A 12,928-nucleotide genomic window follows, 5' to 3' on the forward strand; every position below is an offset into this window, starting at 1 on the left:
GTGTCCTCCTGTCCGGGCCGTGATGACACTGGTTCGGGCAAGATCGTCTCCATGAAGTATGTGCTGCTGATCTGCGACGACGAGTCGGTATCGCCGACGAACGAGGAGCTCGCAGCCGATCCGGTGCACCAGGCGTGGTGGGAGGACGTGCAACGGCGTGGCGGTCTGCTCGTCGGCCAGCGGTTGCGGCCGGTGGTGGATGCCACGACGGTCCGGGTCCGCGACGGTGAGACGCTGGTCTCGGATGGGCCGTTCGCCGAGACCAAGGACTTCGTCGGCGGTTTCGTGATGGTCGAGTGCGCGAATCTGGACGAGGCAATCGAGATCGCTGCCGGGCATCCGTACGCGCGGTGGGGCGGTGTCGAGGTCCGTCCCGTCTGGGAATGACGGCGTCCGGCGACCGTGTGCGCGCGGCGGTCGAGGCGGCGTTCCGGGACGAGTGGGGCCAGGTGGTGGCGACCCTGATCGGGTCGACCGGGGATTGGGATCTGGCCGAGGACTGTGCGCAGGACGCATTCGCCGCCGCGGTAACGAGCTGGGCGCGTGACGGCGTTCCGAGCCGGCCCGGTGCCTGGCTCACCACGACGGCGCGGAACCGCGCGATCGATCGGTTGCGCCGCGATGCCACGGGCGCGGGCAAGATGCGTCAGCTCGCCGTGCTGTCCCGCGAGCCGGACGAGCCGCCGGAGGAAATCCCCGACGAACGGTTGCGGCTGATCTTCACCTGCTGCCATCCGGCGCTGCCGTTTCCGGCCCGGGTGGCGCTCACGCTGCGGACGTTGGCCGGTTTGAGCGCCGCCGAGATCGCTCGGGCATTCCTGACCGCCGAGGCCACGATGGCGCAGCGACTGGTCCGCGCCAAGCGCAAGATCCGGGAGGCCGGGATCCCGTATCGGGTTCCGCCCGTCGAGCTGCTCTCCCCGCGACTGGCCGCCGTCCTGGCGGTGCTCTACCTGATCTTCAACCAGGGCTACGACGAGGAGGACAGTCGGGCCCTGACATTCGAGGCCATCCGGCTTGCCCGGCTCCTGATCCGGCTGATGCCCTCCGAACCCGAACCTCGCGGTCTACTGGCGCTGATGCAGCTGCACGAATCCCGCCGGGCGACACGAAAAGACGGCGGAGTGCTGGTCACGCTGGAGGACCAGGACCGGTCTCGGTGGGACCGGGCGCTCATCGCCGAGGGAGTGGCGACGCTCGACCAGGCGCTGGCTCTGGGACACACCGGCGGCTACCAGGTGCAGGCCGCGATCGCCGCCTGTCATGCCACCGCCGCCGACGCGGCGAGCACGGACTGGCCGCAGATCGCGGCCCTGTATACCGCGTTGGCGCGGCTGGCGCCGTCACCGGTCGTGGATCTCAACCGCGCCGTGGCGGTCGCGATGGCCGACGGCATTCCGGCCGGCCTGGCCCTGGTCGACGAGATCACCGCATCCGGCCGGCTCGACCGCTATTACCTGCTGCCCGCGACCCGGGCCGATCTGCTCCGCCGGGACGGCCGAGCCGCCGAGGCCGAGGCCGCGTACGAGCAAGCCCTGCAGCTGGCGCCGACCGAGGCCGAGCGGCGCTACCTGACCAGCCGCCTGCGTGAGCTCTGAAGAATCCGAGAATTCTTTTTCGCGGTCGTTGTCGATCCCGGGAGGTGCCCTTCGTCGGTGTGGTGACAGGCAACCTGGATGAAAGGAAAGTCTCGTGAATACCGACACGACCCCACCGGCACCGTCCGTCGTCGACCGCGCCGCCTACCAGGCCGAACTGGATGCACTGCGGGTCCGGGAGAAGGCGCACACCCACGAAGGCGACGCGATCGCCGCGGCCCGCCGACGGCTGCCGATGGTCGAGGTGGACCCCGCCGTCACCCTCGTCGGCCCGCACGGGCCGGTCCCGCTGCTGGACGTGTTCGAGGGCCGCGACCAGCTGATCGCGTACTTCCACATGTGGCACGCCGACCACCCCGCGGCCGAACAGTGTGAGGGCTGCACGTTCTTCAACGGCCAGGTGCGCGAGCTGGCGTACTTGCACTCCCGCGACGTTTTTTACGCCACGCTGTGCCAGGGCCCATACGACGTGAGCCTGCGCTACCGCGACTTCATGGGCTGGGACGTGCCCTGGTACTCCGCGCAGAACGTCGCGGATGCCCTGCTCGGCGATCGCCCACGATCCCCGGCACCTCTCGTCTGCTATCTGCGACAGCAGGACAGGGTCTTCGAAACGTTCTGGACCAGCGGCCGTGGCCTGGAACCGATGGCGCCGACGTACGGGCTACTCGACATGACCGTGTACGGCCGTCAGGAGACGTGGGAGGACTCGCCGAGCGGTTGGCCGCGCCATTGGGAGCGCCGCACACGGGACATCATGCGCACCGACGGACGGCCCACCGCGCAGTGGTCCCGCCTGACCGCCGGGCGCTCCGACGACCTCGACCCGCCGAGCGAGGCTTGACCCTGACACAGTGAGAAGGATTCGAATGGTCGACGAAGGAGGTGGTTGTCGTGAACACAACCAACCACGGTGGGCCGAATGCTCACCTCGTCGACGTTCTGGCGGCGGCGGACCCGTCGAGTCGGCTGAGGGCAGCGCTCTCAGCGGGCACACGCGCCGATCCCCATCTCACGGACGCGCTCGTCGATCGCTGTGCCGTAGAACCGGACTTCTTCGTCCGCGACATGCTGACGTGGGCGTTGTGCCGCCTGCCGGCCGAGGTCACGGTGCCGAGGCTGGTCCGGGAACTCGGGTCCGACACGGCACAGGCCCGCAGTCAGTCGCTGCACAGCCTGTCCAAGATCGGGGATCGGCAGGCGTGGCCCGGGGTGTCAGCGCTGTTCCACGACGAGCACGACGACGTCGCCCGCAGCGCGTGGCGGGCGGCGGTGGCGCTCGTGCCGCCCGGCGAGGAGGCTGCGCTCGCGTCCGATTTGGCGACCCAACTCGGACGAGGCGACCGGCACGTGCAGCTCAGTCTGAGCCGTGCGCTGGTGGAACTCGGCGACGTCGTCCTACCGGTCCTCGACGCCGCCGGCACGAGTCTCGACCCTCGTGTTCGTGCGCACGCGGAGGCGACGACGCAGCTGTACCACGACCCGGACAGCGGCTTCACCGTCTCGCTCGAGATGGCCACACGCGTCGCGGTCGCCGGACCCGATACATAGCAGGAGGAGATGGGATGTTGATCGGTGAGGTCTCGCGGCGTTGCGGTGTCAGCACGCGGATGTTGCGCCACTACGACACGTTGGGTCTGGTCGAGCCCACGGGCCGCACCTCCGGCGGTTACCGCGAGTACTCCGCCGACGACATCCGGCGGCTCTTCCACGTCGAGAGCCTGCGGACTCTGGGGTTGTCGTTGTCCGAGACCAAGCGCGCACTGGACGACCCCGATTTCACACCGGCAGATCTGGTGGGAGACCTCATCCGGCACACGCGCCGGCGGATCGCTGCCGAGGAGGAACTGCTCGGCAGACTCGAACGCGTCGACGCCGCCTCGCCGGCCGAATGGGACGACGTCCTGGGCATCGTCACCCTGTTGCATGCGCTCGAGTCGGAGTCCGCGGCGCGTCGTCAACAAGCCGTCTTGGCTCAGAGCGGGACGACGTCGCTGCCCGTCGAAGCGCTGGTACAAGCCATCCTGTCGGAGGACGACCCCAATGTGGCCGGAGCGCTGCAGTGGTCGTTGACGCGCGTCGCCGGCCGGGGACTGGCGGAACTGGCCGTCGGTCTCGACGCCGACGAGATCGCCGTCCGGCGGCGCGCCACGACCGCGATCGCGGAAATCCACACCCCGGAGGCAACGGCGCATCTGGGTCGAGCACTCGCTGATCCGGACGTCACGATCCGCGGGTTGGCCGCTCTCGCTCTCGGCTCGCGCGGACACCTCGATTCGATGCACGCCCTCGTCGAGATGGTCGTCGAGGGACGGCGCGATGTCGAGGCTGCGGAGGTGCTGGGCCGGCTGACGACCGTTGCGCCCTCCGCTGACGACGTCGCCTCGGCCCTGCAGGACCGGCTGGGCAACACCGAGGACGTGTCCACGCGGTTGCGGATCACGCAGGCCCTGGCCGAGATTCCCGGCACGGCGGCGCGGCAGGCTCTCGAGCGGCTGACCCAGGACGGCGACCGGACGATCGCGTCCACCGCGGCGGCGATCGTGAACTTGCAGGACCGTGGACGGAGTCGGCGCCGAGAGGGGAGCGACGGTAGACGAAATGCGTTCCAGGGGGACTGAATTGTAGGCGCGCGATCACTTTCCGGCGGGCAGGCGGTACACCCGCCGGGCGGTGTCACCGAAGAACAGTGCTCGGTCAGTCGACGACAGATCGCCGAGGGCCGCCTCGATGGTGGACACCATGGTTCGACCGTCCCACAGCAGATGGTCGATCGGGTAATGGGAAGCGAACATGCATCGGTCGGCGCCGAAGATTCCGACCGCAGTGCGTAGCCACCCGCCGACGGCGTCGAGGGAGGTTCCGAAGATGAGGGCGATTCCCTGCAACTTGAGGACGACGTTCGGAAACCGACTCACCGCACGGAGGCGTTCTTCCCAGCGGGCGAAGCCCTCGGCGGTAAGGTCGACCGGCCAACCCGCGGCCTCCAACACGAATGTGGTGTTGGGAAACGAGGCAATGAGATCGTGAGCGGCGGGGAGCTGCTCGTCGTAGACGAGCAGATCCCAGACGAGCCCCGCAGCGGCGACCTGCTCGAACCCGCGCAGCCAATCGGGGTCCGATAGGTAGTCGCCGCGCGCACCCAGGCGTTTGGTGGGGTCGGCCGCCCAGTACAGGGGCTGGCGCACCGCCCGAACCGTCGGAAGATCCCGATAACGCGCGAGAACACCGGACAGATCATCCGAATCGAGTTGCGCGGACGCGATGAAGGCGTTCGGAACTCCGCAACGGTCGGCGCAGTGCTGCACCCACATGGCCTCCGCGACACCGTCTGCTGCGCCGAACTCGCACGCGACCGACGCGGCGACGGGGATGCCGTCGACCTCCGCCCGGTAGTCGCGCGGCAGGTACCGGTGCGCAGCGTCGTAGTAATTCGGCAGCAGGGCGGTCAGTGCGGGCGGGCGGTTGTCGATCCACGGGTACGTGAGGTCGGGAACGTTGATGAAATGATGATGAGCATCGATGACGTCCACCTCACACAGCCTATTTCAGTTCCCGACGGGCGGCCCGCAAGTCGTCGATCCGCTTCATGCTTGTCGGGCCGGTTCGTGGGTCAGGATCCCGTCCACGTCTGCCGATTCCACGACGGTGTGCTGGTCATTCGGCGCGCACTCGTCGCCGGGCAGGATCAGGCGATCGGGGGCCATCGATCGATCCCGTCGTGCCCACACGTAATAGATTGCGCCGGGGACGATCAGGCCGACGATCCACGAGATGTCCGTGTGCCCGAGGACGGCCACCATCGGCCCCGAGTAGAAGGAGGTGTAGAGGAACGGCAGCTGCGCTATCAGGCCGACCGCGTAGGTTGTGAGGGCCACGGTGTTCCAGCGACCGTACCGCCCGTCCGGGTCGGTCAGCGCCGGTACGTCGTAGTTCTCTTTCGTCACGCAATAGAAGTCGACGAGGTTGATGGCACTCCACGGAGTGAAGAAGGCCAAGAGAAACAACAGGAACGTCGAGAACGACGTGAGGAAGTTGTCACTCGCAAGGAGCGCAATCACCGTTGCGCACAGCATGATGACGGCGACGCAGGCAACTCGCGCTCGCTGCGGTATCTCGCGGTGACCGAGAAATCCGGTCACCGTGGTAACCAGGGACATGAAGCCGCCATAGGCATTCAGCACGTTGACCGTGAGTTTTCCCAGTGCGATCACGCAGTACAGCACGGTGGCGACTACACCTGCGCCGCCGAGGCGCACGATGAAGCCGACCTCGTTGTCCACGAACGCGGGTCCCGCGAGCGCAGCAGCGAAGACGCCGAACGTCATCGACCACTGTGACGCGATGACCGAACCGGAGAAGGTGGCACCGAAGGTTTTCCACGCCGCCGTCTCGGCGGGCAGGTACCGGGAATAGTCGGCGACGTAGGGCCCGTAGGCAATTTGCCAGGATGCGGACAGCGACATCGCGAGGAGGAAACCGGCCAACGAGAACGAGGAGTGGCTGAAAAGGATGCCCAGGTCGGCGCCGGCCAGAAGTCGATACGTCAGATAGGCGAACGCGAGAAATCCGATGATGCTGCTGAGGCGCCCCATCACGTGGATCAGGCGATACCCGATGATCGCAATGACTGCGGTGGCCGCGCCGAAGATGACGATACCCAGCCAGTGCGACGAGTGAATGATCCCCGCGACGGCCTGACCGGCGAGCACCGAGCCCCCCGCAGCAAAACCGGTGTACATGACGACTACCAGGACGAGCGGGATCATCGCGCCGTAGACACCGAACTGCGCTCGACTCGAGATCATCTGGGGGAGTCCGAGCCGTGGGCCCTGCACCGAGTGCAGCGCCATGACAACACCCCCGAGAACCTGTCCGACCAGGAGCCCGATGATCGACCACATGACGTCACCGCCGAGCACGACGGCCAGGGCCCCGGTGACCACCGCCGTGACCTGCAGGTTCGATCCGAACCACAGCGTGAACTGATTCAGCGGGCGGCCGTATCGTTCGGTCGTCGGCACGAAGCCGATGGAACGGTGCTCGACGCCGAACTTCGTGGGAGGGCGTTCGGTTGACGGCGGTTGGTCTGGTGCAGGGGTGATCTTCACGGGTGTCTCCGTACTGTGAGGTCGACTGAGAGAGCGACTGCACACGAGCGTTGTCGCCTGGTGCAGTGACGCCGGGAGTGTGAATATGCAGAGGCGGGGCCTGGGACCGGGGTGGGGCTTACCTCAACGCGGTGTGCAGGCCATGACCGAGAGAAGCTCATAAGCCACGGAGGAGGCGGCGAGCGCGGTGATCTCGGCGTGGTCGTACGCCGGCGACACTTCGACGATGTCCGCCGAGACCAGGCGGGCCTGCGAGAAACTCCGGATCATTTCCAGCAGTTCACGACTCGTCAGACCACCGGGCTCCGGTGTTCCAGTTCCCGGGGCGTGCGCGGGATCCAGCACGTCGATGTCGACGGACACGTACACGGGACGAGAGCCGACCCGTTCCAGCACTCGATCGATGATGCGATCGAGTGGGGTGCGTGTGAACTCTCGCGCATGAATCGGGATGAAGCCGAGTTCTCGGTCAGCGCTCAGGTCGACGGCGCTGTAGATCGGACCACGGGTACCGATATGGACGCTGGCTTGCCTGTCGATCAAGCCCTCTTCGGATGCGCGCCGGAACGGTGTCCCGTGGGTGTAGGCCTCGCCGAAGTAGGTGTCCCAGGTATCGAGGTGTGCGTCGAAGTGGACGACAGCGACGGGCCCGTACTGTTTGGCGATCGAACGAAGGACCGGCAGGGCGACCGTGTGGTCGCCGCCGAGAACGACCAGACGCGTGCCTGCGCTGAGATGCGAATCGGCGGCCCGCTCGATCTGTCCCAGCGCCTCCCCGATGGCGAAGGGGTTACATCCGACGTCACCACAGTCGGCCACTTGCATGGACCTGAAGGGGTCGACGCCCAATTCGGGGTTGTACGGCCGGAGCACGCGCGACGCCTGCCGGATGTGACCCGGGCCGAATCGCGCGCCGGGCCGGTAGGTGACGCCTGCGTCGAACGGGACTCCCAGGATGCCGACGCCGACATGGGAAACCTCATCGGCGCGAGGCAGGCGGGCGAACGTCGAATATCCGGCGTACCGGGGAAGGTCTTGGCCCGAGATGGGGCCGACGGGTTCGATGCGTGGACTTGTCATCGGTAGACTCCTGCCGAGTGAACGGGCAGGAATCCGATTCCTACAGCCCTACGTGGGGGAGCTGCTGCTCCTCCTCCAGAGAACGTGACGGTAATCACTATGAAGCACTGTGCCGGTTCGGCGACAGTTCCAGTTCCGGAGCGTTCGTAGGTACCAGATCGGCGGCGCGTGACACGGTGTTCATTATCGGCGGCGTTTGGCGCGGGCGGCGAACTCGTCCAGCACACGGACGACGTCCTTGGCCTGCCAGATCCGGTTCCGTCCTCCGTCGGTGATCTGGGTGAGGATCCGGGCGTCCACCAACGTGTCGATCGCGATCTGCGCGTTGGCGCCGGTCACCCCGAGGGCCGACGCGACGAGTCGGCCGTCCACCACCGGTTGGCGGAGCAGGAAGTCGACGAGCCGGTGCACCGCCGCGCCGCGCCGCGCCGTCATGCGGGTGCGCCAGTCGGCGCGAATCGACTCGAGGTCCTGAACGAGGATGCGGCCGTTGGCTACCGCACCGAACGATGCTTCCGCGATGGAACGCACGATTGGCTCGACGTTCCCCGACCGGTACTCGCCGAGCGCCTCGAAATACTGTGCAGTGTCGTGTAGCAGCCCCGCGGACGCCGGAACGGCAACGCTGCGCGTGAGTTGACCACCGCGCAGCATCGCCTGAATCAAGGCACGTCCGACGCGCCCGTTGCCGTCGGGGAACGGGTGAATGGTCTCGAATTGCGCATGAGCCAACGCGATCTGCGCGATCACCGGTACGTCGACCCGATTCGCGAAAACGATCATGTCGTCGATCAGTGCCGGAACCCGGTCGTGATGTGGCGGCACGAATTGCGCGGTGTGCGGCCCGAGATTTCCCCCGCCGATCCAGACCTGCTGCTGCCGCCACACACCGGCAATGTTCGGATCGTCACGCTCGAGCAGCGCACGGTGCATCCTCAGGATCGCCTCGGCGTCGATGGCGTCGGACAACTCCAACGCGGTCTGCATTGCCCGGACGTTTCCGACGATCAATCGGGCGTTGCGGGAGGCGTGCTCGCCGAGTTCGGCCAGCGCGATCTGCCGCCCCCCGCTGGTGAGGTTCTCGATCTCCGAACTCGACGCGCTCTCGGTGCGCAGCAGGATCGAGGCGAAGGGAGCGGTGATGTGACCGATCTCGACGTCGAAACGGGTGACCCTGCGTGCACGCGGTCAGCCGGACGAAACGGCAGGTCAGTCCTCGGGAAGAGCGGCAAACGCCTTCTTCGTCTTCAGATACCAGCCCATGCCCGACACGGGACGCTTCCACCTGCCCTGCATGCTCTCCATGGCGCTCCGATGCGTCTCATCTCCCTGTGCGACCATCTCTTTCAGATGGCTGTCCTGCGCCTTGATCACCTCGTCCGCCTTGTCTCCCTGGAACGGGGCATCGCACGGTCCACCCATTTGCTTGCACGTCATAGTCTTCATATTCGTCACGTCCTCTCGATGGGGATGTTCGGCGGCTCGGCTTGCAACTGGAACGCATCGCACCAGTTCAAGATCATGATTGTCACTCTAACGACGGCTCGGCGACCGGCGCTTCTCGATTCCTGATCGATCGGAATGCCCCCGCACCGGTCGAGGTGGCGTGCACAACCGGAGGGTGCTTAGTCGCGGATCCGGTGCAGGGGGAGTAGCTCCGCAATATGATGAGCAATGACGAAAAATGACCCGGCACCGGACATTGTCGTGAACACGATTCCGCGAGCGGTCCTGTTCGGGCTCGTTGTGGCCCTGACGCTTCTGTGGACCCCGCATACGGTGGTGCAAGCCGCACCCGGTTCGGCCATCCGATACGTAGCCCTGGGGGATTCGCGCGCCACCGGTTCGCTCAGTGACCCGCTGTCACTCCGCGACGGGTGCTTCCGCACCTCGGACAGCTACCCGCAGATCGTCGCCGACACCCTGCACGCGGCGACGTTCGTCAACCGCACGTGTGCCGGAGCGAAGACTGAAAATATCACGGACACTCCGCAATCCACCCTGACCGGGCCGCAGTCACCGCAGATCGATGCGCTCCGGCCGGACACGACACTCGTCACGGTCAGCATCGGTGGAAACGACATCGCGTGGTCGTCGCTGGTCGAACCGTGCTACACGCTCGCGCCGGGACTCGACGCGCAATGCCGGTCCGACGCCACCACAGCGCGGCGAGTGGACACCGCACTCGCCGCGCTCGGCCCGAAAGTGTCCATCGCCCTGGCCGCGATCACCGAGAAGGCTCCTGCGGCAACGGTGCTCCTGATGGGGCATGGCGGCATCTTCGGTGACCACGGTTGTTGGCCGTACGCTCCCATGAGCGACGCCGACGCCGCCTGGGTCGTGCGGTTTTTCACGAGGATGAACGCGGTTCTCGCCGATGCGGCGCGCGCGAACGGGGCATACTTCGTCGATGTGGCCGGCGCCGCCCGGGGGCACGATGCGTGCGCGGGATCCGATCGACGGTGGTTCGAAGGCCTCGTACCGCAGTCGTCAGCGATGCCACTACACCCCAACCATTCCGGGCTGACGGCGATGGCGGCACTCGTCGTCGCCGCGTACGGGTAGGGGACCAGCGCACCCGCTTCGGCGCCGACTGGTGGACACGGTTTCCCTCCGATCGGGGGATGTCGTGCGGGCGCATTTCGGACGATGATCGTGACGAGATGAAAATACGGAAATGGCGGGGGAGCCCGACGGTCATCGACCGGGGCGGGGCCGCCGGCCACACAGGAATCCCAGGTGATATCAGATGAACAGACTCGCACTGCGCACCACCATTGCGACCGTCGCGGTCGCACCGCTTGTTGCACTCGGTGCCGGCGTCGCGGCGGCGGCACCGACACTGCACGGAGACCCGGATACCCCCGGCACCCAGCTGAACATCCATTCGAACAGCCCGCACAGTTTCACCTGCGGCGCCATCGGAGTCACGGGTGTGGGAATCGGGACGGCACCGGCAAACGGCAGCGGTCCGGTCAACGGCACCTTCTTCGGAGACGGCCCGGCCCAGGGCGGCTGCGTCGGTGACGACGGGTCGATCTACTTTCCCGCGGGGCACGCTCACTGACGTAAGGACGGATCCGATCGTCGACACGACGGAACTCGAACGTGCATTCGATAACGTATCCGGGGGCCGGTTGGTGAATGCCGGACATGGTGTCGAGCGGCCGCGACGGTGATCCGCACCGTGCGGTGACACCGACTGGAGTGCGATGCGGTCGAGCGTCGAGGCGCGGGCGACAGGCGGCGCGTCACGACGGTACCGGCGTACCGAGCCGATCGGGCGGCCCCCGGGGCCCGGCGCAACGGGTCCGGGGTGCCCCCTGCGGCGATAAGGTAACTCTTTTGCCGGTAATCGACGTTATGACAGTTGCGTTGGTGGAAGCAGCAATCCCCGGGCGTGCCTGTCTCGTCACACGCACTCACGTTCTGTTGTCGATGCTCGTGGACGCTGCTTCCTGGCTGCCGCCGAGCATGGGCTGCCGCTCGCGGCCGTTTTTTCGCGATGCGTCGCAGTGTTGATGCGATGGGATTGCCCAGGGGGTCGGTGATCGTCGCTGTGTTGTTAATGATCGTCTGCGGGATGATGTTGTGCTCGGGGTTCGGCGGGGGCGCCGTTAATGCGTCTGCGTCGGGGGGTGACCGTCGGGCTGCCGGCGTCGTAGGGATCGGGTATCAGGTGCGCGGCCGCGTCACCGGTGAGCTGCCGTTTTGGGGAGTCCGGTGTGGCTGTCGGCGGGTCGGTTGAGGGAACTCGTGTGCGAGGTGACGGCGGCCTCGATGTAGACGACGGAGACGACTGCGCTGACGCGGCTGGGTTTCGTGAATGGTCGTTCGCCCGGTGGGCCTGAGTGGTGGTCGATCGATCATCGATTCCACGCCCGGTCCGTGCCTGGTGCGCGGACGGTGAGATCGATGTGACGCTCCGTGGGTCCGGGATGTTCGCGTGGAGGGCGGTGATGGGCGATAGTGGCTGAGGTTCGGACTCGGGCCGCTACATGAAGGAGGACTTTGCGGTGTCACTGTCGTCGGCCGCGTTGGCGGACCTGGCCGGGGAGGAAGGCCGGCGCCGTCGAGCTGTGTGTTGCCGCGGGTGCGGCTGAGGTGGGTGTCAGCGATGTCGGCGTGTGCCTGGTCTGGTTCGCTGAACTGATCATGACGGTGGACACGGACGAGGCCGACGATGTGGTCGTCGGCTCACACGAGATGCTGGCCGGGTTGTTCGACGGCAATCACCTCACCGAGCAGTACGGGACGCTGACCGTCATCACCGGGGCGGTCCTGATCCCGAACGTCGCGTTCGTCACCGGCTCCGACACCGACGCGGGTCCTGACGCGGATTCCGCTCGGATTGCTGCACTCGACGGTGCCATCGGCCGGGCTGTCGGACCTTGGTGGGCGGTGTGGGCTGACCGGTCGAGTCGGCGTGGGCGCCTGGGCATGTCGACCGCCTTCGAGGCGCTTGCGGTGGCACGAGTCCCGACTCGGTGCGGTCCGCGCTGCGGCGGTGTCGTTGTCGATCGATCAGCTTCGGGCCGCTTCCCCGCCTCCGGTGCCGGACGAGTAGCCGAGCCGACGCCATATCATCTGCCCGACACTGAGGAGAATGCCGATGCGCAGCTTCATCCATCTGGTCCTGTTCGCGTGCGCCATTGCGGTCGCGATCGGTGCCTTCCTTCCCATCGTCGGCGGCATTGCGCCGGGCGACGTCGCGGTGATCGATCTCCGCGACGGCTTCCCCACCGGAATCACCGTCGAGCAGATCGGAGATCAGGCCGTGACCTTCTACAAGTCGATGACGGTACTACTGCTGGGGGCTGCGGCGTTGCTGCTGGTCGCCGCGTTGGTGGGTTCGCGTGCGGCCGAGTGGGTGGCCGTGATCGTGGGGATCGGCACGATTGCGGTGTTCGGGTGGCGGCTCGATGACCGTGTCGGCGACTACCTCCGGGACAATTACGACACCGTGCTCACCGATCGCTGGGGGCTGTACCTCGCCGGCGGTGGCCTGATCGTCGCGCTTGTGGCGTTGCTGGTGCCGACGGGACGGCTGACGGCGGAGTGATTCGGGTGTCTGACTCGGTTCACGGGGACTGCACCTGGTCCGGCTGCTTCGCCCGCTCCGCCCGGGGCGGCGGCCGC

Annotated in this window: 13 protein-coding genes; 8 read left to right on the forward strand and 5 right to left on the reverse strand. The window is 66.8% G+C overall.

Annotated elements, in window-relative coordinates; translation table 11 throughout:
* Positions 1-51 precede the first annotated feature (51 nt).
* The 5 genes from ACFTWF_RS02565 to ACFTWF_RS02585 all read left to right on the forward strand — a co-directional run bounded on the left by ACFTWF_RS02565 (position 52) and on the right by ACFTWF_RS02585 (position 4,219).
* Positions 52-387, forward strand: a complete 336-nt coding sequence (locus ACFTWF_RS02565) for a YciI family protein (RefSeq protein WP_037239025.1) — start codon at positions 52-54, stop codon at positions 385-387.
* Positions 384-1,598 (forward strand): RNA polymerase sigma factor, encoded by a 1,215-nt coding sequence (locus ACFTWF_RS02570; protein ID WP_378459695.1) that lies wholly within the window; start codon positions 384-386, stop codon positions 1,596-1,598. Before ACFTWF_RS02565 ends, ACFTWF_RS02570 begins: the two co-directional genes overlap by 4 nt.
* 94 nt (positions 1,599-1,692) lie before the next feature.
* Positions 1,693-2,442 (forward strand): DUF899 family protein, encoded by a 750-nt coding sequence (locus ACFTWF_RS02575; protein ID WP_378459696.1) that lies wholly within the window; start codon positions 1,693-1,695, stop codon positions 2,440-2,442.
* Between the two features lie 41 nt (positions 2,443-2,483).
* Complete coding sequence (locus ACFTWF_RS02580; RefSeq protein ID WP_378459697.1) at positions 2,484-3,149, forward strand: HEAT repeat domain-containing protein; 666 nt, start codon at positions 2,484-2,486, stop codon at positions 3,147-3,149.
* Positions 3,150-3,163: 14 nt separating this feature from the next.
* Complete coding sequence (locus ACFTWF_RS02585; RefSeq protein WP_378459698.1) at positions 3,164-4,219, forward strand: MerR family transcriptional regulator; 1,056 nt, start codon at positions 3,164-3,166, stop codon at positions 4,217-4,219.
* Between the two features lie 15 nt (positions 4,220-4,234).
* Here the strand turns inward: ACFTWF_RS02585 and ACFTWF_RS02590 are convergent, their stop codons facing one another.
* The 5 genes from ACFTWF_RS02590 to ACFTWF_RS02610 all read right to left on the reverse strand — a co-directional run bounded on the left by ACFTWF_RS02590 (position 4,235) and on the right by ACFTWF_RS02610 (position 9,235).
* Positions 4,235-5,140, reverse strand: coding sequence for an amidohydrolase family protein (locus tag ACFTWF_RS02590; protein ID WP_378459788.1), 906 nt, complete (start codon positions 5,138-5,140; stop codon positions 4,235-4,237).
* A 45-nt stretch (positions 5,141-5,185) separates the two neighbouring features.
* A complete protein-coding gene (locus ACFTWF_RS02595; protein WP_378459789.1) occupies positions 5,186-6,703 on the reverse strand; it encodes a purine-cytosine permease family protein in 1,518 nt (505 codons plus the stop codon).
* 129 nt (positions 6,704-6,832) lie between these two features.
* Positions 6,833-7,789, reverse strand: coding sequence for an agmatinase (speB, locus tag ACFTWF_RS02600; RefSeq protein ID WP_378459699.1), 957 nt, complete (start codon positions 7,787-7,789; stop codon positions 6,833-6,835).
* 183 nt (positions 7,790-7,972) lie between these two features.
* A complete protein-coding gene (locus ACFTWF_RS02605; RefSeq protein WP_378459700.1) occupies positions 7,973-8,776 on the reverse strand; it encodes a Fic family protein in 804 nt (267 codons plus the stop codon).
* A gap of 222 nt (positions 8,777-8,998) precedes the next feature.
* Positions 8,999-9,235: a hypothetical protein gene (locus tag ACFTWF_RS02610; protein WP_378459701.1), complete on the reverse strand. Its 237-nt coding sequence runs from the start codon at positions 9,233-9,235 to the stop codon at positions 8,999-9,001.
* A 228-nt stretch (positions 9,236-9,463) separates the two neighbouring features.
* Here ACFTWF_RS02610 and ACFTWF_RS02615 point away from each other — a divergent pair, with 228 nt between their 5' ends.
* The 3 genes from ACFTWF_RS02615 to ACFTWF_RS02625 all read left to right on the forward strand — a co-directional run bounded on the left by ACFTWF_RS02615 (position 9,464) and on the right by ACFTWF_RS02625 (position 12,851).
* Positions 9,464-10,354 (forward strand): SGNH/GDSL hydrolase family protein, encoded by an 891-nt coding sequence (locus ACFTWF_RS02615; RefSeq protein WP_378459702.1) that lies wholly within the window; start codon positions 9,464-9,466, stop codon positions 10,352-10,354.
* A gap of 184 nt (positions 10,355-10,538) precedes the next feature.
* The gene (locus ACFTWF_RS02620; RefSeq protein ID WP_378459703.1) at positions 10,539-10,856 is read left to right on the forward strand and encodes a hypothetical protein; all 318 of its coding nucleotides are present in this window, start codon (positions 10,539-10,541) and stop codon (positions 10,854-10,856) included.
* A 1,545-nt stretch (positions 10,857-12,401) separates the two neighbouring features.
* Complete coding sequence (locus ACFTWF_RS02625; protein WP_378459704.1) at positions 12,402-12,851, forward strand: hypothetical protein; 450 nt, start codon at positions 12,402-12,404, stop codon at positions 12,849-12,851.
* The last annotated feature ends 77 nt before the right edge of the window (positions 12,852-12,928 follow it).

The organism is Rhodococcus sp. NPDC056960 (genome assembly GCF_042674125.1).
GTDB lineage: Bacteria > Actinomycetota > Actinomycetes > Mycobacteriales > Mycobacteriaceae > Rhodococcus_F.

Bases quoted from the DNA above. Each gene is read 5' to 3' on its own strand.
- ACFTWF_RS02565 (WP_037239025.1), top strand. From the start codon at position 52: ATGAAGTATGTGCTGCTGATCTGCGACGACGAGTCGGTATCGCCGACG.
- ACFTWF_RS02570 (WP_378459695.1), top strand. From the start codon at position 384: ATGACGGCGTCCGGCGACCGTGTGCGCGCGGCGGTCGAGGCGGCGTTC.
- ACFTWF_RS02585 (WP_378459698.1), top strand. From the start codon at position 3,164: ATGTTGATCGGTGAGGTCTCGCGGCGTTGCGGTGTCAGCACGCGGATG.
- speB (WP_378459699.1), bottom strand. From the start codon at position 7,789: ATGACAAGTCCACGCATCGAACCCGTCGGCCCCATCTCGGGCCAAGAC.
- ACFTWF_RS02605 (WP_378459700.1), bottom strand. From the start codon at position 8,776: ATGCAGACCGCGTTGGAGTTGTCCGACGCCATCGACGCCGAGGCGATC.
- ACFTWF_RS02610 (WP_378459701.1), bottom strand. From the start codon at position 9,235: ATGAAGACTATGACGTGCAAGCAAATGGGTGGACCGTGCGATGCCCCG.
- ACFTWF_RS02615 (WP_378459702.1), top strand. From the start codon at position 9,464: ATGACGAAAAATGACCCGGCACCGGACATTGTCGTGAACACGATTCCG.
- ACFTWF_RS02620 (WP_378459703.1), top strand. From the start codon at position 10,539: ATGAACAGACTCGCACTGCGCACCACCATTGCGACCGTCGCGGTCGCA.
- ACFTWF_RS02625 (WP_378459704.1), top strand. From the start codon at position 12,402: ATGCGCAGCTTCATCCATCTGGTCCTGTTCGCGTGCGCCATTGCGGTC.